Below are 21,605 nucleotides of genomic sequence, written 5' to 3' on the forward strand. Positions count from 1 at the left end.
ATTACCGTACCTTCAGCGTCGCCAGGCCAATCAGCACCAGCATCAGCGAAATAATCCAGAAGCGCACAATAACGCGCGGTTCCGGCCAGCCTTTAAGTTCGTAGTGATGATGGATAGGCGCCATACGGAAAATGCGCTGCCCACGTAACTTAAAGGACCCAACTTGTAAGATTACCGACAGGGTTTCGACAACAAACACACCGCCCATAATCACCAGCAAAAACTCCTGACGCAGCAGCACAGCGATAGTGCCCAGCGCGCCACCCAGCGCCAGAGAACCGACATCGCCCATGAAAACTTGTGCCGGATAGGTGTTGAACCACAGGAACCCGAGCCCGGCACCGACAATTGCGGTACACACGATCACCAGTTCACCCGCGTGACGCAGATAAGGGATGTGCAGGTAGCTGGCAAAATTCATGTTACCGGTCGCCCATGCCACCAGCGCAAAGCCCGCCGCGACGAAAACCGTTGGCATAATCGCCAGCCCGTCCAGACCATCCGTCAGATTGACGGCGTTACTGGTACCGACAATCACAAAGTAGCTCAGCAGGATGTACATCAAACCCAGCTGCGGCATGATGTCTTTAAAGAACGGCACCACCAGCTCGGTCGCTGGCGTGTCTTTACCAATGGCATACATCGTGAAAGCGGCGGCCAGCGCAATGACTGACTGCCAGAAGTATTTCCAGCGGGCGATCAGCCCCTTGGTGTCTTTACGCACGACTTTGCGATAGTCATCGATAAAGCCCACCACACCGTAACCCAGCAATACGAACAGCACACACCACACGTACGGATTGGACGGATAGGCCCACATCAATACGGAAATCGTGATAGACGCCAGAATCATCAGGCCGCCCATCGTTGGTGTACCACGTTTACTGAAATGTGATTCCGGGCCGTCGTTACGGACAATCTGGCCGAAAGACATTTTCTGCAGACGGGCAATCATGCGAGGCCCAATCCACAGCGACAGGAACAAAGCGGTCAGCAGGCTGACAATGGCGCGAAACGTCAGATAAGAAAAGACGTTGAAGCCGGAATAATATTTGACCAAATGTTCGGCCAGCCAAACTAACATGTTGCATTCTCCTGTAACGCGCGTACTACCTGCTCCATTGCGGCACTACGTGAACCTTTAATCAAAACGGTAATTACCGCATGTTCAGACAGTAAGCTCGTTAAACGGGCCGTCAGGGCTGCCTTATCTTCCAGATGTTCACCACACCCGCTGACATCACTGATGATGCGGCTGTCATGACCAATGCTGAATACTTTGTCGATACCGGCGTCGCGGATAGCTTCACCGACCTGACGATGGCAATGTTCGCTTTCAGCGCCCAGTTCAGCCATATCGCCCACTGCCATCACGCGGTAGCCCGGCATTTCCGCCAGCACCTGTGCGGCAGCGGTCATTGAACCCACATTCGCGTTGTAGCTGTCATCAAGCAAGGTTTTGCCCTCGCTGATAACGATCGGGAATAAGCGCCCTTTCACGGATTGCAGCGTCGCCAGCCCGGCGCGCACGTTCTCCGGCGATGCACCGACAGACATTGCCAGCGCAGCCGCAGCGAGTGCGTTAGCGATATTGTGACGACCCGGAACCGGCAGCGAGACATCAATGCTGCCCTGAGGAGAATGCAGAGTGAACGTGGTATTCAGCGGGCTGATGTTGACATCAGTGGCACTGAAATCGATGCCTTCACCGAAAGTGGGAGAGAAACGCCAGACGGTTTTACCGTTCAGCTTATGCTGCCAGTTCGCCCAATCGTTGTTATCCGCATTGATCACGGCAATGCCGTTTTCCGGCAGCCCATCGAAAATCTCGCCTTTCGCACGAGCCACGCCTGCGAGGGAACCGAAACCCTCCAGATGTGCGGCGGACAAGTTATTCACCAGCGCCGTTTCAGGTCGTGCCAGGGCAGTGGTGTAGGCGATTTCACCCGCATGATTCGCACCCATTTCGATGACAGCAAAATCATGTTCTGCCGTTAAGCGCAGCAACGTCAGAGGAACGCCAATGTCGTTATTGAAGTTGCCTGCGGTATAGAGCACATTGCCGCACTCGCGCAAAATCGCCGCGGTCATCTCTTTCACAGACGTCTTGCCGGAAGAACCGGTCAGGCCGACGACACGCGCCGGAACCTGCTGACGCACCCAGCCGCCCAGTTGCCCGAGCGCAATACGGGTGTCAGCAACCACTAACTGAGGAACATCTACCGGTAAGCGCTTACTTACCAGTAAAGCCCCTGAACCGGCTTTTACGGCATCAGCGGCAAAGTCGTGGGCATCGAATTTTTCGCCTTTCAGGGCGACAAACAAACAGCCTTCAGTGATCTGACGGGTGTCCGTCGTCACGCTGTCAATTTGAGTATCAGTGCCGATGAGCTCAGCGTTGAGCGCATCAGCCAGCGTTTGCAGGGAAACACGGATCATGCGATCACCCCCAGCAAACGTGCAACCGTCACACGGTCGGAATAGTCGAGACGCTGGTTTCCGACGAGCTGGTAATCCTCATGCCCTTTACCGGCAATCAACACAACGTCGTCTTCTTTCGCCTGCATGATCGCGCTGGTGACTGCTTCTGCGCGGCCATGGATTTCCTGCACACGTCCTGCATCAAGCAGACCGGCAAGGATATCTGCAACGATAGCGCGAGGCTCTTCGCTGCGAGGATTATCATCGGTAACAATCACGCGGTCAGCGTATTGCTCAGCAATAGCGCCCATCAGCGGACGCTTGCCTTTATCGCGATCTCCACCGCAACCAAAAACGCACCACAACGTGCCACGACAATGTAGCCGCGCTGCCGCCAGCGCTTTTTCCAGTGCGTCAGGAGTGTGCGCATAATCAACCACCGCCGTAGGTTTACCCGGCGCATTGAAAACTTCCATACGGCCACAAACCGGTTGCAGCTGAGAGGCGGTCACCAGTAATTGCGCCAGCGGATAATCCAGAGAAAGCAGCGTGGCCAGCGCAACCAGCAGATTGCTGACGTTGAAGGCCCCCATCAGGCGGCTCTCCAGCTTGCCTTCACCCCAGCTTGAATCGATGTTTACGGTGGCACCGTTATCGTGATAATTCACGCTACGTGCCACCAGCCAGCGGCCACTCCAGCCTGCCGGAATTTTGTCTTCCATGCTGACCGCAATCGCATTTGGCGTTTTCGCCAGCCAGCGTGCACCGACTTCATCGTCAGCATTGATAATTTTTTGACCGACCTGATGTGAGGCGAAAAGCTGCCATTTGGCATCTTCATAGCTTTGCATATCACCGTGGTAATCAAGGTGATCACGGCTCAGGTTGGTAAATGCGGCAGCGGCAAACGGCAGTGCGGCAACACGGTGCTGAACCAGCCCGTGTGAAGAAACTTCCATTGCGGCAAAGGTTGCACCCAGTTTCACCAGGTCAGCCAGAATGTGCTGAACCTGTACGGCAGAACCGGTGGTGTTTTCCGCTGGTATCACGTTATCCAGCAGGCCATTGCCCACAGTGCCCATCACGGCACTGGTTTCGCCCAGCAACTGGCTCCATTGCGCCAGCAGTTGCGTGGTCGTGGTTTTGCCGTTGGTGCCAGTTACGCCAACCAGACGTAATTCTTTGCCCGGTTGCTGGTAAAAACGTCCCGCCAGCTCTGACAGCAGAATATTGAGATCCTCAAGATAAACCACCGGTACGCCATGCATCTGGCAGACCGTTCCGTGCTGTTGCTCACCCTTTGCCTCGGCCACAACGGCGGCGACGCCCTGGGCAATTGCCTGGGGAATAAAACGACGCCCGTCACTGGTATGGCCTGAAACCGCGACAAACAGATCGCCGGCAGCCGCAACGCGGCTGTCCAGAATCATGTCTTTTAGCGCTACCGCCGGGGCATCACTCACCCAGGGCGCTAAGATGTCGCGCAAATTACGATCTGCCACCTGAAGCCTCTTTTTGATTATTCACTATGTCTGCGTTTTCATCGGCAGTCAGCGCATCCGGTTCAACGTTCATGGTGCGCAATACGCCGCCCATGATGGCGCCAAACACCGGTGCGGAAACGGCCCCACCGTAATATTTCCCTGCCTGTGGATCGTTGATAACCACCACAAGGGCAAATCTTGGATTGCTTGCTGGCGCAACGCCGGCGGTATAGGCAATGTATTTGTTAACGTACTTCCCATCCGGGCCGACTTTTTTTGCGGTACCGGTTTTAATCGCAATGCGATAGCCCTTGATTGCCGCTTTCACGCCACCGCCGCCAGGCAGTGCCACGCTTTCCATCATATGCACAACGGTACGTACCAGCGGTTCAGGGAAGACGCGCTCGCCGGACACCGGCGGATCAACTCGTGTGATCGACAATGGGCGATAAACGCCCATGCTGCCGATTGTTGCGTAGACTCGCGCTAGCTGGAGAGGTGTCACCATTAGCCCGTAGCCGAAAGAGAAGGTGGCCCTCTCTATGTCAGACCACCGTTGTTTTTTAGGGTATAAGCCACTGCTTTCTCCGACCAGCCCCAAATTGGTCGGTTTTCCCAATCCGAATCGCGAGTAAGTATCTACCAGCTCAGCGGATGGCATCGATAACGCCAGTCGTGAAACACCGACGTTACTCGACTTCTGCAAGATACCCGTAACGGAAAGCTCCGCGTAACGGGCCACATCTTTAATCTCATGACCGTTAATCCGGTACGGCAAAGTATTCAGTACGCTGTTCTCGCGCACCACACCGTTTTTCAATGCCGTCATCACCACCATCGGTTTCACTGTGGAACCCGGTTCGAAGATGTCGGTGATGGCACGGTTACGCATCACGTCTTTTGGCGTATCCGGCATGTTATTCGGGTTGTAGGACGGGCTGTTAGCCATCGCCAGCACTTCACCGGTTTGCACGTCAACCAGCACCGCAGTGCCCGACTCGGCTTTGTTGAATGCCACGGCGTTGTTAAGCTCGCGGTAAACCAGCGCCTGCAAACGCTCATCGATGCTGAGCGCCAGATTGTGTGCTGCCTGGCTGTCTACAGTAGAAATATCCTCGATGACGCGCCCGAAGCGGTCTTTACGAATGGTACGTTCACCCGGTTTACCGGTCAGCCAGCGGTCAAAACTCTTCTCGACGCCTTCAATACCTTCGCCGTCGATATTGGTGACGCCAATAACATGCGACGTCACCTGCCCGGCCGGGTAATAGCGGCGGGATTCCTGACGCAGGGAAATCCCCGGCAGTTTGAGTTTACGGATATATTCCCCGACCGCAGGATTGACCTGACGCGCCAGATACACGAAGCGCCCATTTGGATTGGCAGTAATGCGGGAAGAAAGTTGGGTAAGAGGCATATTCAGTGCATCGGCCAGCGCTTTCCATTTGGTATCGGAGGTGATACCGCCGCGATCGCTAATTTCTTTTGGGTCAGCCCAGATGGCATTAACCGGTACACTGACCGCCAGCGGGCGACCAGAGCGATCGGTAATCATGCCACGGGAGGTTGGAATGGTTTGTACGCGAAGGGAACGCAGGTCACCTTCCTTCACCAGCTTATCCGGATTAATCACCTGCAGATACGCCACACGCAACATCAGGCCAACCAATGCCAGCAGGATACAAGCGCACAACAACGCAAAACGCCAGCTGATAAAGCTGGCTTGATTTTCGGGACGCTTTAACTTCGCAGTGCGTGTTGCTTTCATTCGCTGCCTGTATTCTCCGTGCGCATTTTAAGGCTGAACCACAATAATTTCTTGAGATGGATCAACGTGTTGCATTTGCAATTTCTCCGTTGCGATGCGTTCTACCCGGCTGTGATCACCGAGGGCGTTCTCTTCAAGGATCAGGTTGCGCCATTCAATGTCCAGCGCATCCCTTTCCAGGACTAATTGTTCGCGCTGAGCCGTCAGCAAACGCGTACGGTGAGCGGTAGTGACCACTAAAATTGCGCTGACCAAAACGGCGATCATCAGAATTAACGGGATCTTGCCGTTGCGAAGGATATCGCTGGCGATCACTCCTACTAATCCGTGGCGTTCGTTGCCTATCACGCGGTTGTTCTCTCAGCAAAACGCAGAACAGAACTGCGTGCCCGCGGGTTTTCTGCCACTTCGGCTTCAGAGGGCATCATTTTCCCGACTGATTTCAGAGAACGTCCACCAAGTTCCGCGATTTGCGCTTCCGTCATCGGGATACCGGCTGGCACCTGCGCGCCACGGCTATGCTGACGGATGAAGCGTTTCACAATCCGGTCTTCCAGAGAGTGGAAGCTGATCACGGATAAACGTCCTTCAGGTGCCAAAATTTCCAGTGCGCCATCCAGCGCACGTTCAATCTCTTCCAGCTCACTGTTGATGTAGATACGGATCGCCTGGAAGCTGCGCGTGGCCGGATGCTTGTGCTTCTCACGAACTGGCGAGGCATTAGCGATCAGATCCGCCAGCTCTTTAGTCCGGGTCATCGGCAATTCGCGGTTACGCTCAACGATCGCGCGTGCAATGCGTTTGGCAAAACGCTCTTCACCAAAAGTTTTCAACACCCAGGCAATATCTTCGGCTTCGGCTTTCATCAGCCATTCAGCTGCTGAATAACCACGGGTAGGATCCATACGCATATCCAGAGGCCCGTCACGCATAAATGAGAATCCACGTTCAGGATCATCAAGCTGAGGAGAAGAAACGCCTAAATCCAGCAGTACGCCGTCGATCTTGCCTTCGAGACCCCGATCCCGCACATAGTCGGCCAGATCAGAAAAAGGTCCGTGAACGATAGAGAAACGCGGATCATCAATAGATTCTGCGGCTTTGATCGCCTGTGGATCACGGTCAATCGCCAGCAAGCGTCCGTCCGGCCCAAGCTGGGACAGAATCAGACGTGAATGGCCACCACGGCCAAAAGTTCCGTCTATGTAAATGCCGTCCTGTCGAATGTTGAGGCCGTTAACGGCTTCATCCAGCAAAACGGAAGTGTGTTTGTAGTTTTCAACCATGCTTATAATGACAAGTCCTGTAATCGGTCAGAAAGTGGCTCCTGAGACGATTGTTCAGCGTCGATGTCTTCCTTAACTTGTTGATACCAGGTCTGTTCATCCCACAATTCAAACTTATTGAACTGCCCAACCAGCATCACTTCTTTTGCGAGCCCGGCATGCTGACGCAATGTTGTTGCAATCAGCAGACGCCCGGCGTTATCCATCTGACATTCACTGGCATGCCCCAGTAAAAGGCGCTGAATACGGCGCTCAATGGGGTTCATACTCGACAGACGGGACAATTTTTGTTCGATAACTTCCCACTCAGGGAGGGGGTAAAGGAGGAGACATGGGTGATGGAGGTCTATGGTGCACACCATTTGACCTTGCGATTCTTCGCTCAGTAAATCCCGATAACGGGTGGGTACGGCAAGTCGCCCTTTACTGTCGAGGTTAACCATCGTCGCGCCACGAAACATGACCGCTCTACCCCTCTGTGACCCTTTTCACCACTTTCCCCCACAAATTCCCACAGAAAAGAGTTTACGGATGGTTTTAAAACCTTGTCAAGCCAGAGCGGAGACGGTTTGGCAATATTTACGCAGCCACACAAATGCTTAGCGCAATGTGATGAGGTTTTTTAGAGGGGGTATAGAAAATAACGTCATGATTAGTTGAAGAAATTTCGGAGGGTTAATAATTTCGTTTAAAAAAAAGCCAAACTGAACATTATTTAACTATTTATATTCTTCTGCTATCCAACTCTCATTTCCTGACCGTTTTGCCTTAACAAAAATCATTTTCAATTTTTTTCTGGCTGTCACGTCTAAATCAACATCATTTTACATGCCAACCCGCATGGCATAAGCCTTCGGGCAGATTTAAAAGCCATCAGTACCGCAGCAAACTCACACCGCTGGAATTTAAGCGGGGAATTCTACAGCACTTTTGCGGCGAGCATTAACGTATTTTAGAAATTGATTGGAAGGTTTATATCAGCGGAAGGAAAGCAAAAACATTTGTTAATAATTCAGCAGTCTGGGAATGCTCCTAAATTGCCCATTAAAGTCATATGGGAATTCTCGTATTTTGATTATCAGAAACGGCAACGCAAATTACCGGAATGTTTTAACGCGATTCAGCAACGGTGAAAAAGACGGGCAGTCAGGTGAATACCCGTCCGGGGTTTATTTGCGGCTCAGGCGACCACGGCGGAACAAATTACGGCGGATACGGGTCAGCCCTGCTTTCGGCTTCTTCGGCTCATCCAGGCAGGCCAGAACCAGCTCCAGTACACGTTCAGCCACATCGCGGTGACGCTGCGCCACGGCCAGAACCGGGCATTCGAGGAAATCGAGCAGCTCGTTATCGCCGAATGTGGCAATAGCGAGATTGGCCGGTAAACGCCCTTCCATTTTCAGCGTAACGTCCATCACACCCTGTAACAGCTGGAATGACGTCGTAAATAACGCCTGCGGCATCGGGTGCGTTTTTAGCCATTCGGCAAACACTATGGCCGCTGATTCACGATCATAAGCATTGGCATAAAGGTATTCCGGCTGGCGTGGATCTTCAGCCCATGCCTGGCGGAATCCCTGCTCGCGCAGAAAACTCACGGAAAGCTCAGGCAGCGCGCCGAGATACAATACCGATTCAGCAGGAAAGGTGCGCAACTCCTGCGCCAGCATCAGTGCGTCATCCTGATCGGCACCCACAACACTGATGAAGTGTTCGGGATCCAGAGCGCGATCAAGCGCAATGATCGGGAAATCATCGTTGGCCCAGCGCTGATAGAAAGGATGTTCCGGCGGCAATGACGTGGAGATAATGATCGCATCTACCTGACGTTGCAGCAGATGTTCGATGCAGCGCATTTCGTTGTCAGGCTGATCTTCTGAACAGGCGATTAGCAGTTGATAACCCCGCTGACGGGCCTGACGCTCGAGGAAGTTGGCGATTTTGGTGTAACTGGTATTTTCCAGATCGGGGATCACCAGGCCAATAGAACGGGTGCGACCGGCGCGTAAACCCGCTGCCACCGCATTCGGGTGATAGTTATGTTCCTTCACGACAGCCATAACTTTTTCGACTGTCTTATCGCTGACACGATACTGTTTCGCTTTGCCATTAATCACATAACTGGCCGTTGTACGCGAAACGCCCGCTAACCTCGCGATCTCATCCAGCTTCACTGAGAAACCCCTTAATAAAGATAATGCTTTATCTAACCGCAGAAGCCTCCGGCGGGCAAGGTGTTTTACCGAATCGCTTCACCTGTCTCGCAAAAAATAAAGCCCAACTCAAGAGCCGGGCTTTTAAATATCAGATAAGTTTCACATCTTGCTGATTATTTACGCTTTAGCGCATGATTTTGTCGCCACGGGAGACACCCACTACGCCGGAGCGCGCAACTTCGACGATTTCAGCCACATCACGGATACTGGCTAAAAACGCGTCCAGTTTGTCACTGGTACCCGCCAGCTGAACGGTGTAAAGCGTTGCTGTGACATCCACAATCTGACCGCGGAAAATCTCGGTAGAGCGTTTAACTTCTTCCCGGCCATAACCGGAAGCCTGCACCTTCACCAGCATGATTTCACGCTCAACGTGAGCACCCTGCACCAGCTCAGTGACTCGTAATACGTCTACCAGCTTATGCAGCTGTTTTTCGATTTGCTCGAGCACCTTGGCATCACCCACGGTCTGAATCGTCATGCGCGACAAGGTAGGATCATCCGTCGGTGCAACGGTCAGGCTTTCAATGTTATAGCCACGCTGAGAGAACAGGCCAACCACGCGGGACAACGCGCCCGATTCGTTTTCCAGTAATACTGATAAAATCCGGCGCATGATCAGGTCCTCTCCGTTTTGCTTAACCACATTTCGTCCATCGCACCGCCACGGATGTGCATAGGGTAAACGTGTTCTGTTTCATCCACGCTGATATCAACAAATACCAGACGATTTTTCTGTTCCAGCGCCAGCGCCAGCTTGCTTTCCAGCTCATCCGGCGTGCGGATAGCAATACCCACATGCCCGTAAGCTTCCGCCAGTTTCACGAAATCAGGCAGCGATTGCATGTAAGACTGAGAATGACGGCCGGAGTAAATCATGTCCTGCCACTGCTTCACCATGCCCAGATAGCCATTGTTCAGGTTCACGACGATCACTGGCAAATCGTATTGCAGCGCGGTCGACAGCTCCTGAATGTTCATCTGGATACTGCCGTCACCGGTCACACAAATTACCGTCTCATCCGRCAGGCCGAGTTTCACACCCAGCGCAGCAGGCAGGCCAAAGCCCATCGTGCCGAGGCCACCGGAGTTGATCCAGCGACGCGGTTTATCGAACTTATAATACAATGCGGCAAACATCTGATGCTGCCCGACGTCCGACGTGACATAGGCATCGCCTTTGGTCAGACGGTGCAGCGTTTCGATAACCGCCTGTGGCTTGATGGTACCGGTATTTTTGTCGTAGCTCAGGCACTCACGCCCGCGCCAGTTCTCAATATTTTGCCACCAGTCGCGCAGCGCATCGAATTCCTGCTTTTCGTCGCTTTGTGCCAGCAATTCCAGCATCTGAATCAGCGTCTGCTTCGCATCACCCACAATCGGAATATCCGCATTCACGGTTTTGGAAATGGACGTCGGGTCGATATCAATGTGCATAACCGTCGCATTCGGGCAGTACTTCGCCAGATTATTGGTGGTACGGTCGTCGAAACGCACACCTACACCGAAGATTAAATCCGCGTTGTGCATCGCCATATTGGCTTCGTAAGTACCGTGCATGCCGAGCATACCAAGGCTCTGGCGATGGGTACCGGGAAATGCGCCCAACCCCATCAGGGAACTGGTGACGGGCAGATTCAGTTTCTCCGCCAGTTGCAGCAGTTCAGCATCACACTCAGAATTAATCGCACCGCCGCCGACGTACAACACCGGTTTCTTCGCCGCCAGTAAAGTCTGGACTGCGCGCTTGATTTGCCCGCGATGGCCTTGCACCGTCGGGTTATAGGAGCGCATCGCAACCTGATCAGGATAGGCGTAAGGCAGTTTAATCTGCGGGTTCACCACATCTTTTGGCAGGTCGACAACCACCGGGCCAGGACGGCCGGTAGAGGCAAGATAAAACGCTTTTTTCAGCACAGTCGGAATATCTTCCGCACGTTTTACCAGAAAACTGTGTTTCACCACCGGGCGGGAAATCCCCACCATGTCGCATTCCTGGAATGCGTCATAACCGATGAGTGAACTGTGTACCTGGCCGGATAGCACCACTAGCGGAATGGAATCCATATAAGCCGTGGCAATGCCGGTGATCGCATTGGTTGCGCCGGGACCGGAAGTCACCAGCACGACGCCCACGTCACCCGTGGCACGCGCATAACCGTCAGCCATATGAACAGCACCCTGTTCATGTCTCACCAGCACATGATCTATCCCACCGACCGTATGCAGGGCATCATAGATATCCAACACCGCACCGCCGGGATAACCGAATACGTGCTTAACGCCCTGGTCGATTAACGACCGGACGACCATCTCGGCTCCTGACAACATCTCCATGGTTTTGCCTCCAGGCTTTTTGCTTCTTTTATAGGATGACTTGTGTTTCAGCTAGCTGTTCTATCAGCAGCAATTTAAAGATAAATTGCTGAATTTTAGGACTTTCTATCGGGCTCACAAAACCCTGCTGTTCTTATTGGCGTTCAAGAATCTAACTCAGTACCTTAGCGTCAGAACCGGAGTCAGGCAAACGCCAAAAATTCTGCACAGACATGATTTTATCGCCTCGCACTGCCTTCATTCTCCCGCTCGGGACAAAACACTGCCTGTGAGCACTAACCAGTCAGAAATATCAGGAAGGCTGGAAAAATTACAGTATTAAATTATGTCCATAGCGGACCTGAAACTAAAACGAGGGAAGAAAACCGGCGAAGTGACATACGCCGGTGATTCAGAAAGGAAAGTGATGAAACGGGCAGATGAAGCATTACTCCTGATAAAGCTGATCGATTTCCTTCTGATAACGGCTGAAAATATTTTTGCGGCGCAGTTTAAGGGTCGGGGTCAGTTCACCCGCTTCCATCGTGAAAGGTTTGGTCAGCAACACAAACTTTTTCACCTGCTCAAAACCAGCAAGATCATGCTGAATCTCGCGTAGCTGGTGGGCAAACAGCGAGAGGATCTGCTCGTTTTTCACCAGTCCGGCGCGATTGAAATAATCAATACGGTGCGCCTGGGCATAGACGTTCAGCACATCAAAATCAGGCACGATCAGCGCAGAAACAAAGTGCCTTTCATCGGCGATGACTGCCGCCTGCTCGATATAACGATCCTGCACCAGCGTGCCTTCGATACGCTGCGGAGCAATGTATTTTCCGCCCGACGTTTTCATCAGATCTTTGAGTCGTTCGGTAATAAACACATTCCCTTGTGCATCCATTTTCCCGGCATCACCGGTTTTAAACCAGCCGTCGGCAGTGAAACTGGCCGCCGTCTCTTCCGGTTTATTGAAGTAACCCCGCAGGAGTGTTGGGCCGCGAACCTGAATCTCATTCTCCTCGCCGATCCGCACTTCAATCTCTGGTAACGCCGTTCCGACAGAACCAAAGCGGAAATCATTTTCTTCCCAGCAGGTCACCGTCGCGCACGTTTCCGTCAGGCCGTAGCCGTATTTGATTTTCAGACAGAGTGATTCGAAAAACAGAATGACATTGTCGTCCAGACTTGCACCGGCGGCAGGCAGAAAACGCAGATTGCCACCCAGCAAATCACGCAGCTTTTTTAGCACCAGTTTATCGGCGAGAAAATGCGCAGGCGCCAGCCAGAACGGATAACGTTCGCCACGGCGCTCGATCAAAAACTTCTCTTTGCCCTGCCCGACGGCCCAGTGGAAAAGCCGCTTTTTGAGGGTTCCCGCGCGAGAGACTTTGTCGTGGATCGCGCTGAACACTTTTTCATAGAAGCGCGGTACCGCACACATTACTGTCGGTTTAATGGCCTGCAAAGCATCACGCACCAGATCAGTTTCGCGCAGGAAGACGTTTTGCGCACCGCAATGCATCACGAAGAAACTCCATGCGCGTTCAAAAACGTGCGCCAGCGGCAGAAAACAAAGGGAAACATCATGCTCCGAAATGCTCAGACGCCTTTCATGCTGCATCAGTTGCGTCGCCATGCTGCGGTAATCCAGCATCACGCCTTTTGCTTCTCCGGTGGTGCCCGAGGTATAGATGAGCGTGAACAGATCACTCAGGTCACGGGCATTCACCCGCACTTCACGCTCAGCAGCTAGAGCAGCATCCCGGGGAACAACGCCTGAAACATGCCGGGCAATGGGTACGCCACGTAAATCGACATCATTGTCCAGCACCAGTATGTGTTTCAGCTGCGGGCAGAGATCACGCACAGCCACCGCCGCGTCATATTGTTTCTGACCGACGACAAACAAAATACGGACATCCGCATCATTGAGTACATATGCGGACTGCGCGGGTGTATTGGTGGCATAAACCGGCACGGTGACAGCACGCAATTGCAGGATCGCAAGATCTGCTGTCGCCCAGGCCATCGAATTATTCCCGCAAATGGCGATCCGTTCCTGAACGCCCACTTGCTCCTGCAATAACACGTCGGATAAGGCATCCACTTTCTCGCCCAGCTCACGCCAGGTCAGGGCAGATTCTGCCGCTGGCGACCACTCGCGAAATGCAGTCTGTTCAGCGCGGGCAACGACTTGCTGACGAAAACGGGAAATCAGATGGTAATTATTTAAGGTTGGATTCATTGAGCGTTTATACCGGCGTCCAGCGTAGTCAGTAAAAGGAGGGAGCTGACTGCATTGCTCTGTTACAAAGATTTAACGCAGTCTACCGACAAAGATTGCAAGGCGAAATGAAATTGTAGGAGCTGCAGCAGGGTTTTGGAAATATAACGCGGAATTTCTAAGACAAAAAAAACCTGCAGGACTCTAACGAGGAGAAAAAAACCTGCAGGATAAAAAACTATCTGATAAAGAACAGGCAGCCGCTTTCGCTGCGATCACCTCTGCCAAAAAAGTCGTAATGACTGACTGATTACAGAGAAACAACACACTGGCTCAATAATGTTTTCATCCACATATTACCTTTGTCTTTGCTGGATGATTCGTGCCAGGAAAGATAACAAGTCAGCGTATTTTTCATCCACGGCAATGGAATGACGGATAAATTAAGTATTCCTGCATTTGCCTGTGCCAGCCAGCGCGGCACCAGTGCAACCATCTCGGATTTGGAGACAATTTCCATAACGCTGAACAGATCGGTTCCTTGATAGGAAATCAGCGAAACTAACTCAGAGTCGTCGTAATAAGGTGAACTGAAAGAATAGAAGCGGTCCATCATCATGACAGCATGTTTTTCTTTCAGATACTTTTCATCAGACATATGCGGACTGATACGGGGATGATTTTGCGCCGCGACCAGAACCAGCTCATCATTAAATAAGGCATGATTGCAAAAATCAGCACGCTCAAATTTACGATAACTGATCACAAATTCTATATTCTGGTAACGCAGCTGATGTTCAATATCATCGTTAACAATCGTTTGCAGTTTAACACTGACACCCGGCGATAATTCTTCGGCGGCCTTCAGCACCAGGCTGGTGAAGCGTTTATCGAGCGGGCTGCAAATAGCGACATTAAACTGGCGTGTGCTGAGATAAGGGTCAAAACCTGCCCCCGGCAGTTCGTTCATCACCAGTTGCAAAGCCTGTCTGATCGGGCCAAACAGTTGACGTGCGCGCATCGTCGGTTGGATCCCGCGCCCGAAACGCACAAACAAGTCATCATTAAACATCACTTTCAAACGGGCAACGGCATTACTGACCGCTGGCTGGGACATCCCCAACATATTGGCTGCACGTGTAATATTTTGTAATTGCATGACGGCATCAAAAACCGTTAATAAATTTAAATCAACATTGCGAAGGTGCGTTTCTGCCTCAACGGTTTTAGGTTGTATTTCTGTATCGGCGTCAGACATGATATCCCTCATAATAGACATTCGAATCCAAATAAAATGATTATCTTCAATAATCTATTTCGTAAAGCGCAGCATTGAGATGGTATTGGGGAACATAAATATTGGCAGAGAAAACGCAGCAAATTCTCATCAATTTATTTTCAGAAAAATATGAATTTTTGTTTCCAATAATCAGAAACAGAAATACAAATTTTATTTCCCACAAAGAAACTGATGATATCAAACAGCAAAATATTTCCGTAAACAACATTCTAAAAATGAATAATAAGTTAAGCCATACTAAATCATTTTTAATTCACTGTATTAAATAGAGTATTTATCCAGGTGCCCCCGGGCGGGTGCATTTTTTTTGTTCTTATTTTTCCGCCCCCCTTTAAAACCTTCATCCCGAGTACCTCCGCGACGCCAGTGTTTTATGCTAAATGAGATTCAATATCATTTTGGCGATTTTCTGGAATTTCCACACAGTGAAGGTTGACATACCGCACACATTCCCGTATCACTTTAGTCACTGTTTGAACGATATCCGTTCTGACCACCCGATGATGAGAAGCTGAAACACATGTTCATGATGACCCGTCTCCTAGGCCTACTACTCAACGCAGAATATTTGCGCGGTAAGCCAGTGGGCGAAAATCAGAACTGATTCAACTTCCACAGACAATAAACCCGCGCCGATGCGCGGGTTTTTTTTTATCTCCCGCAGGGCGCGAAAGTAAAAGCAGACAAGGAATAACCCATGAGCGAGCAAGTCATTATTTTCGATACCACGCTGCGTGACGGTGAACAGGCGTTACAAGCCAGCCTGAGTGTTAAAGAGAAGATTCAAATTGCAATGGCGCTGGAAAGAATGGGCGTTGACGTGATGGAAGTCGGCTTCCCGGTCTCCTCTCCCGGCGATTTCGAGTCCGTACAAACTATCGCACGCCAGATTAAAAATAGCCGTGTTTGCGGTCTGGCCCGCTGTGTGGACGGTGACATCGACGCCGCTGCCGAAGCATTACGCGTCGCAGAAGCTTTCCGAATCCACGTCTTCCTGGCCACTTCTACCCTGCACATTGAATCCAAACTGAAGCGCTCGTTTGATCAGGTGCTGGAAATGGCCACGCATTCCGTGAAACGCGCCCGTAATTACACTGACGACGTCGAATTCTCCTGCGAAGATGCCGGCCGTACCCCGCTGGATAATCTGTGCCGCGTGGTCGAAGCTGCAATCAAAGCCGGGGCGACCACCATCAACATTCCTGACACCGTGGGTTACACGACGCCGGTTCAGTTCGGTGGAATCATCACCAATTTGTATGAGCGTGTTCCAAACATTGATAAAGCGATTATTTCCGTTCACTGCCACGATGATCTGGGCATGGCTGTCGGTAACTCCATCGCCGCGATACAGGCCGGTGCGCGCCAGGTTGAAGGCACATTGAACGGTATCGGTGAACGCGCCGGTAACACTGCGCTGGAAGAAGTGATCATGGCGATCCGCACCCGCAGCGACTACATGAACGTTCACACCAACATTAATCACAAAGAAATCTACCGCACCAGCCAGATTGTCAGCCAGATAACCAACATGCCGATCCCGGGCAACAAAGCCATTGTCGGCTCTAACGCCTTCGCACACTCCTCCGGGATCCATCAGGACGGCGTGCTGAAAAACCGTGAAAACTACGAAATCATGACCCCGGAATCCATCGGTCTGAATCAGGTTCAGTTGAACCTGACTTCCCGTTCCGGTCGTGCTGCCGTTAAGCATCGCATGGAAGAAATGGGCTACAAAGAAGCTGATTACAATCTGGATCATCTGTATGCCGCGTTCCTGAAGCTGGCCGACAAAAAAGGTCAGGTTTTCGACTACGATTTAGAAGCACTGGTCTTCATTAACAAGCAGCAGGAAGAACCTGAATTCTATCGTCTGGATAACTTCAGCGTGCAGTCCGGCTCAAAAATTACCGCCACTGCGTCAGTCAATCTGGCCTGTGGCGAAGAAATCATTACCGAAGCCGCTACCGGCAACGGTCCGGTAGATGCCGTGTATCAGGCTATCAACCGCATCACCGGTTATCAGATTGAACTGGTGAAATACCAGCTGAGCGCCAAAGGTCAGGGCCGCGATGCTCTGGGTCAGGTTGACGTGGTCGTCTCCTTCAATGGCCGCCGCTTCCACGGTGTCGGGCTGGCGACAGACATTGTCGAATCCTCCGCAAAAGCGATGGTACACGTACTGAATAACATCTGGCGCAGCAAACAAGTTGAGATCGAAAAACAACGTTTGCAGCAGACAAGTCAGCAACACAACAACATTCAAAATAATCAGGAAACGGTGTGAACATGAGCAAGACCCATCATATTGCCGTCTTACCCGGAGACGGAATTGGCCCGGAAGTCATGGCCCAGGCATATAAAGTTCTGGACGCAGTACGTCAGCGTTTTGGCCTGAAGATCACCACCAGCGAATACGATGTGGGTGGCGCAGCCATCGACAAACATGGCAGCCCGTTGCCGCCAGCGACCGTTGCCGGTTGTGAACAAGCTGATGCGATTCTTTTCGGCTCCGTGGGTGGCCCGAAATGGGAACATCTGCCCCCAAACGATCAGCCTGAGCGTGGCGCATTATTGCCACTGCGCAAACATTTCAAGTTGTTTAGTAATCTGCGCCCTGCCCGCCTGTATCAGGGGCTGGAAGAGTTTTGTCCGTTGCGTGCCGATATCGCCGCAAAAGGCTTCGACATTCTGTGTGTTCGTGAACTGACGGGCGGTATTTACTTCGGTCAGCCTAAAGGTCGCGAAGGTCAGGGCATGCACGAGAAAGCATTTGATACCGAAGTGTATTACCGTTTTGAGATTGAACGCATCGCCCGCATCGCCTTTGAATCAGCGCGCAAACGCCGCAGCAAAGTGACCTCCATCGATAAAGCGAACGTGTTGCAGACTTCCATTATGTGGCGTGAAGTGGTTAACGAAATCGCTAAAGATTACCCGGATGTCAGCCTGAGCCACATGTACATCGATAACGCGACCATGCAGCTGATTAAAGATCCGTCGCAGTTTGACGTGTTGCTGTGTTCAAACTTATTCGGCGACATCCTGTCGGACGAATGCGCGATGATCACCGGTTCGATGGGGATGTTGCCTTCTGCCAGCATGAACGAGCAGGCGTTTGGTCTGTTCGAGCCTGCGGGGGGGTCAGCCCCGGATATCGCCGGTAAAAACATTGCCAACCCGATTGCACAAATTTTGTCCGCCGCACTGTTACTGCGTTACAGTCTGGGTGCTGATGATGCAGCCAATGCTATCGAGCAGGCGGTTAATAAAGCACTGGAAGCAGGCCACCGCACCGGCGATTTAGCTAACGGTCAGCAGGCGCTGGGTACCAATGAAATGGGCGATATCATTGCCCGCTTTGTGAAAGAAGGGGCATAACATGGCCAAAACTCTGTATCAGAAATTGTTTGATGCGCATGTGGTTTACGAAGCGCAAAACGAAACGCCATTGTTATACATTGACCGCCATCTGGTTCACGAAGTGACCTCTCCGCAGGCGTTTGACGGCTTGCGTGCGATGGGCCGTCAGGTTCGCCAGCCAGGTAAAACCTTTGCGACCATGGATCACAACGTGTCCACGCAAACTAAAGACATCAATGCGAGCGGCGAAATGGCGCGCATCCAGATGCAGGAATTAATCAAGAACTGTGCTGAATTCGGCGTGCAGTTGTATGACCTGAATCACCCGTATCAGGGCATCGTTCACGTTATCGGCCCTGAACAGGGCATGACGTTGCCGGGAATGACGATTGTCTGCGGTGATTCCCATACCGCCACGCACGGCGCATTTGGCTCACTGGCTTTCGGTATCGGGACTTCGGAAGTTGAACACGTTCTGGCGACACAAACCCTGAAACAGGGTCGCGCCAAAACCATGAAAATTGAAGTGACCGGCGAAGCTCCTGTCGGTATCACAGCGAAAGATATCGTTCTGGCGATTATCGGGAAAACCGGCAGCGCAGGCGGCACCGGTCACGTGGTGGAATTCTGCGGTAAAGCGATTGAAGCGTTAAGCATGGAAGGTCGTATGACCCTGTGCAACATGGCGATCGAAATGGGGGCGAAAGCCGGTCTGGTTGCACCGGATGAAACTACGTTTGCTTATCTGAAGGGCCGTCAGTTTGCGCCGAAAGATCAGAACTGGGACGCGGCGGTCGAATACTGGAAAACCCTGAAAACCGAAGATGGGGCGAAGTTCGACAGCGTTGTTACGCTGGATGCGTCTGAAATCGCACCACAGGTCACCTGGGGTACCAACCCGGGTCAGGTGATGGCCGTGAATCAGACCATCCCTGACCCGGCATCCTTTGCCGATCCGGTAGAACGTGCCTCAGCGGAAAAAGCGCTGGCGTATATGGATTTGCAGCCGGGCATTAAACTGACCGACGTGGCGATTGATAAAGTGTTCATCGGCTCCTGCACCAATTCCCGTATCGAAGATTTACGCGCTGCGGCAGCGGTGGCCAAAGGCCGTAAAGTGGCGAACGGCGTACAGGCCATTGTGGTACCGGGATCCGGCCCGGTAAAAGCGCAGGCGGAAGAAGAAGGGCTGGATAAGATCTTCATCGAAGCGGGCTTTGAATGGCGTCTGCCAGGCTGTTCTATGTGTCTGGCGATGAACAATGACCGTCTGGAACCGGGCGAACGTTGCGCGTCTACCAGCAACCGTAACTTCGAAGGCCGTCAGGGTCGTGGCGGTCGCACGCATCTGGTCAGCCCGGCAATGGCGGCAGCGGCGGCGGTCACCGGCCGTTTCGCTGATATCCGTGAACTGAACTGAGGAAAACACCATGGCTAAATTTACCCAACACATCGGTCTGGTGGTTCCGCTGGATGCAGCTAACGTCGATACCGATGCCATCATTCCTAAACAGTTTTTACAGAAAGTCACCCGTACCGGTTTTGGCCAGCATCTGTTTAATGACTGGCGTTTTCTGGACGATGCCGGTCAGGTGCCAAATCCTGATTTCGTGCTGAACAAACCGCGCTACAAAGGCGCGAGCATTTTGCTGGCACGTGAAAACTTTGGCTGCGGTTCTTCCCGCGAACATGCGCCATGGGCACTGACCGATTACGGTTTCCATGCTGTGATCGCGCCAAGCTTTGCCGATATCTTTTACGGTAACTCATTCAACAACCAGTTGCTGCCAATCACGCTGAGCGACGCCGAAGTGGATGAACTGTTTGAGCTGGTGAAAGCTAACGAAGGCATTCAGTTCGAAGTGGATCTGGAAGCGCAGACTGTTAAAGCGGGCGATAAAAGCTATCCGTTTGTCATCGACAGCTTCCGTCGTCACTGCATGATCAACGGTCTGGACAGCATCGGTCTGACCTTGCAGCACGAAGAAAATATCTCCGGCTACGAGAAGAATCAGCCTGCGTTTATGCAATGATCATTATCTGTAAACGATGAAGAAGGCGGGCCCAGCCCCGCTTTCTTCATCAGCCTTCAGGCATCCCCGAAAGCCTCTGCAAAGTTACCCCTGCATAGTCATCCTGTCTTCAGTTTCTTTGTCACGATTATTTCACTTACAGCGATGGGATCCTGGTACTTGCCTGATAAAAAATCGACTGAACCATAATTTTTTTCGATGGAAATAACATTAATCATATTCAAAACACTTCTAATATTTTTACTCAACAACGGCGAATGCACAAATATCGGCCACCATTTAATTAGCTTTTCTTAGAAACTATAAACTCCATTAATGGAACAGCCTCTCTATATACTTTTTTAATATATTTAGTAATATCTAACATAGGATAAGAAGAGGATGTTTTAAATAATCCTAAATTGGGATCGAGAAAAAAACATTCCGAAGCACTGTAGCGAAACGCCGCAACGGCATGATAGCCAACCTCACCCGGTACCTCAGAAAACCGGAAAGCAATGATCGCCCCGGTGAGAGGGTGAGCCTGACCAAAACTGTTTACCCCGTTAAATAACATGAAATCATTACGTGTTATCAGACGATACTGTAAACCGGGAACGCCAGTTATTCTTTCCTTTTCTGCCTGACGGAAATTTTTATAATTAACAAAGACCTGATGGCGTCCTGTCTGACGTTTCGGATCCTGCTGACTCTCCTTGCAGCTCCTCAGATAGCTCTCGTGCCGCCGGTATGAACGTTCAAGCAATAGCCTCAGCTTCGCAGTATCAGAGGGGATTAAGGCTTTCTTGTCAGGTGTCAGTGGCGTGGAGAACCAACCGGAAAGCCAGCCGGAAAACCAGCCCCCCCTTTGTTGTACCGGCCTTTCTTTTAATATATCGCCCAGCCACGTCAGGCATAACCCAATACAGCAGCCCTCAGATTTTTTCTCATCAATAAATGAATTATATGTTTTCCTGATAAGTACAACTGGAATCATATTTAACACCCTGCATTAGAATTTTAAGAAAGACGATATTATAGAAAATACTTTTCATTAGCCATACAGGTAAAGAGGATGCGAAGTACTTAAAACATTAATCTTTGCAGGATAAAAACAGATATTTCAAAATTATTAAGACGTTGCCGGAACAAGCAAAAAACGGAATATATTATTCAGTTGAATAGGTTAAAGAGCGAATAAATCGCTCATTAACC

Annotated in this window: 17 protein-coding genes; 4 read left to right on the top strand and 13 right to left on the bottom strand. The window is 51.4% G+C overall.

Annotated elements, in window-relative coordinates; translation table 11 throughout:
- Position 1: 1 nt before the first annotated feature.
- From mraY to leuO, 12 genes are all read right to left on the bottom strand, one after another.
- Positions 2 to 1,084 (bottom strand): phospho-N-acetylmuramoyl-pentapeptide-transferase, encoded by a 1,083-nt coding sequence (gene mraY / locus AC1DUO_RS09020; RefSeq protein WP_013577012.1) that lies wholly within the window; start codon positions 1,082 to 1,084, stop codon positions 2 to 4.
- Positions 1,078 to 2,439, bottom strand: coding sequence for a UDP-N-acetylmuramoyl-tripeptide--D-alanyl-D-alanine ligase (murF, locus tag AC1DUO_RS09025; RefSeq protein WP_119262106.1), 1,362 nt, complete (start codon positions 2,437 to 2,439; stop codon positions 1,078 to 1,080). Before murF ends, mraY begins: the two co-directional genes overlap by 7 nt.
- A complete protein-coding gene (murE, locus tag AC1DUO_RS09030) occupies positions 2,436 to 3,923 on the bottom strand; it encodes a UDP-N-acetylmuramoyl-L-alanyl-D-glutamate--2,6-diaminopimelate ligase (RefSeq protein WP_119262107.1) in 1,488 nt (495 codons plus the stop codon). The genes murF and murE overlap by 4 nt, the downstream gene beginning before the upstream one ends.
- On the bottom strand, positions 3,910 to 5,673 hold the full coding sequence (locus tag AC1DUO_RS09035) for a peptidoglycan glycosyltransferase FtsI (RefSeq protein WP_119262108.1): 1,764 nt from the start codon (positions 5,671 to 5,673) through the stop codon (positions 3,910 to 3,912). Before AC1DUO_RS09035 ends, murE begins: the two co-directional genes overlap by 14 nt.
- 27 nt (positions 5,674 to 5,700) lie before the next feature.
- A complete protein-coding gene (gene ftsL / locus AC1DUO_RS09040) occupies positions 5,701 to 6,021 on the bottom strand; it encodes a cell division protein FtsL (protein WP_013577016.1) in 321 nt (106 codons plus the stop codon).
- The gene (gene rsmH / locus AC1DUO_RS09045; protein WP_037033435.1) at positions 6,018 to 6,959 is read right to left on the bottom strand and encodes a 16S rRNA (cytosine(1402)-N(4))-methyltransferase RsmH; all 942 of its coding nucleotides are present in this window, start codon (positions 6,957 to 6,959) and stop codon (positions 6,018 to 6,020) included. The genes ftsL and rsmH overlap by 4 nt, the downstream gene beginning before the upstream one ends.
- A gap of 2 nt (positions 6,960 to 6,961) precedes the next feature.
- Positions 6,962 to 7,420, bottom strand: a complete 459-nt coding sequence (gene mraZ / locus AC1DUO_RS09050) for a division/cell wall cluster transcriptional repressor MraZ (protein ID WP_013577018.1) — start codon at positions 7,418 to 7,420, stop codon at positions 6,962 to 6,964.
- Positions 7,421 to 8,128: 708 nt separating this feature from the next.
- Positions 8,129 to 9,133: a catabolite repressor/activator gene (cra, locus tag AC1DUO_RS09055; protein ID WP_119262109.1), complete on the bottom strand. Its 1,005-nt coding sequence runs from the start codon at positions 9,131 to 9,133 to the stop codon at positions 8,129 to 8,131.
- A gap of 166 nt (positions 9,134 to 9,299) precedes the next feature.
- Positions 9,300 to 9,791, bottom strand: a complete 492-nt coding sequence (gene ilvN, locus AC1DUO_RS09060) for an acetolactate synthase small subunit (protein WP_013577020.1) — start codon at positions 9,789 to 9,791, stop codon at positions 9,300 to 9,302.
- 2 nt (positions 9,792 to 9,793) lie between these two features.
- Positions 9,794 to 11,512: an acetolactate synthase 3 large subunit gene (ilvI, locus tag AC1DUO_RS09065; protein WP_477987095.1), complete on the bottom strand. Its 1,719-nt coding sequence runs from the start codon at positions 11,510 to 11,512 to the stop codon at positions 9,794 to 9,796.
- A gap of 427 nt (positions 11,513 to 11,939) precedes the next feature.
- Complete coding sequence (locus AC1DUO_RS09070; RefSeq protein WP_477987097.1) at positions 11,940 to 13,736, bottom strand: AMP-dependent synthetase/ligase; 1,797 nt, start codon at positions 13,734 to 13,736, stop codon at positions 11,940 to 11,942.
- Positions 13,737 to 14,025: 289 nt separating this feature from the next.
- The gene (gene leuO / locus AC1DUO_RS09075) at positions 14,026 to 14,973 is read right to left on the bottom strand and encodes a transcriptional regulator LeuO (protein ID WP_477987099.1); all 948 of its coding nucleotides are present in this window, start codon (positions 14,971 to 14,973) and stop codon (positions 14,026 to 14,028) included.
- Between the two features lie 739 nt (positions 14,974 to 15,712).
- Between leuO and leuA the strand changes: the two genes are divergently transcribed.
- The 4 genes from leuA to leuD are packed head-to-tail and all read left to right on the top strand — an operon-like array spanning position 15,713 to position 20,411.
- The gene (leuA, locus tag AC1DUO_RS09080) at positions 15,713 to 17,302 is read left to right on the top strand and encodes a 2-isopropylmalate synthase (RefSeq protein WP_119262111.1); all 1,590 of its coding nucleotides are present in this window, start codon (positions 15,713 to 15,715) and stop codon (positions 17,300 to 17,302) included.
- 2 nt (positions 17,303 to 17,304) lie between these two features.
- On the top strand, positions 17,305 to 18,396 hold the full coding sequence (gene leuB / locus AC1DUO_RS09085; RefSeq protein ID WP_013577025.1) for a 3-isopropylmalate dehydrogenase: 1,092 nt from the start codon (positions 17,305 to 17,307) through the stop codon (positions 18,394 to 18,396).
- A gap of 1 nt (position 18,397) precedes the next feature.
- On the top strand, positions 18,398 to 19,798 hold the full coding sequence (gene leuC / locus AC1DUO_RS09090) for a 3-isopropylmalate dehydratase large subunit (RefSeq protein ID WP_013577026.1): 1,401 nt from the start codon (positions 18,398 to 18,400) through the stop codon (positions 19,796 to 19,798).
- 10 nt (positions 19,799 to 19,808) lie between these two features.
- Positions 19,809 to 20,411 (top strand): 3-isopropylmalate dehydratase small subunit, encoded by a 603-nt coding sequence (leuD, locus tag AC1DUO_RS09095; RefSeq protein ID WP_013577027.1) that lies wholly within the window; start codon positions 19,809 to 19,811, stop codon positions 20,409 to 20,411.
- 283 nt (positions 20,412 to 20,694) lie between these two features.
- On the opposite strand, the gene AC1DUO_RS09100 is transcribed toward leuD, so the two are convergent.
- Entirely contained in the window at positions 20,695 to 21,387 is a 693-nt protein-coding gene (locus tag AC1DUO_RS09100; protein ID WP_013577028.1) for a hypothetical protein, read from the bottom strand.
- Positions 21,388 to 21,605: the final 218 nt, after the last annotated feature.

The organism is Rahnella sp. P4_A8 (assembly GCF_056402435.1).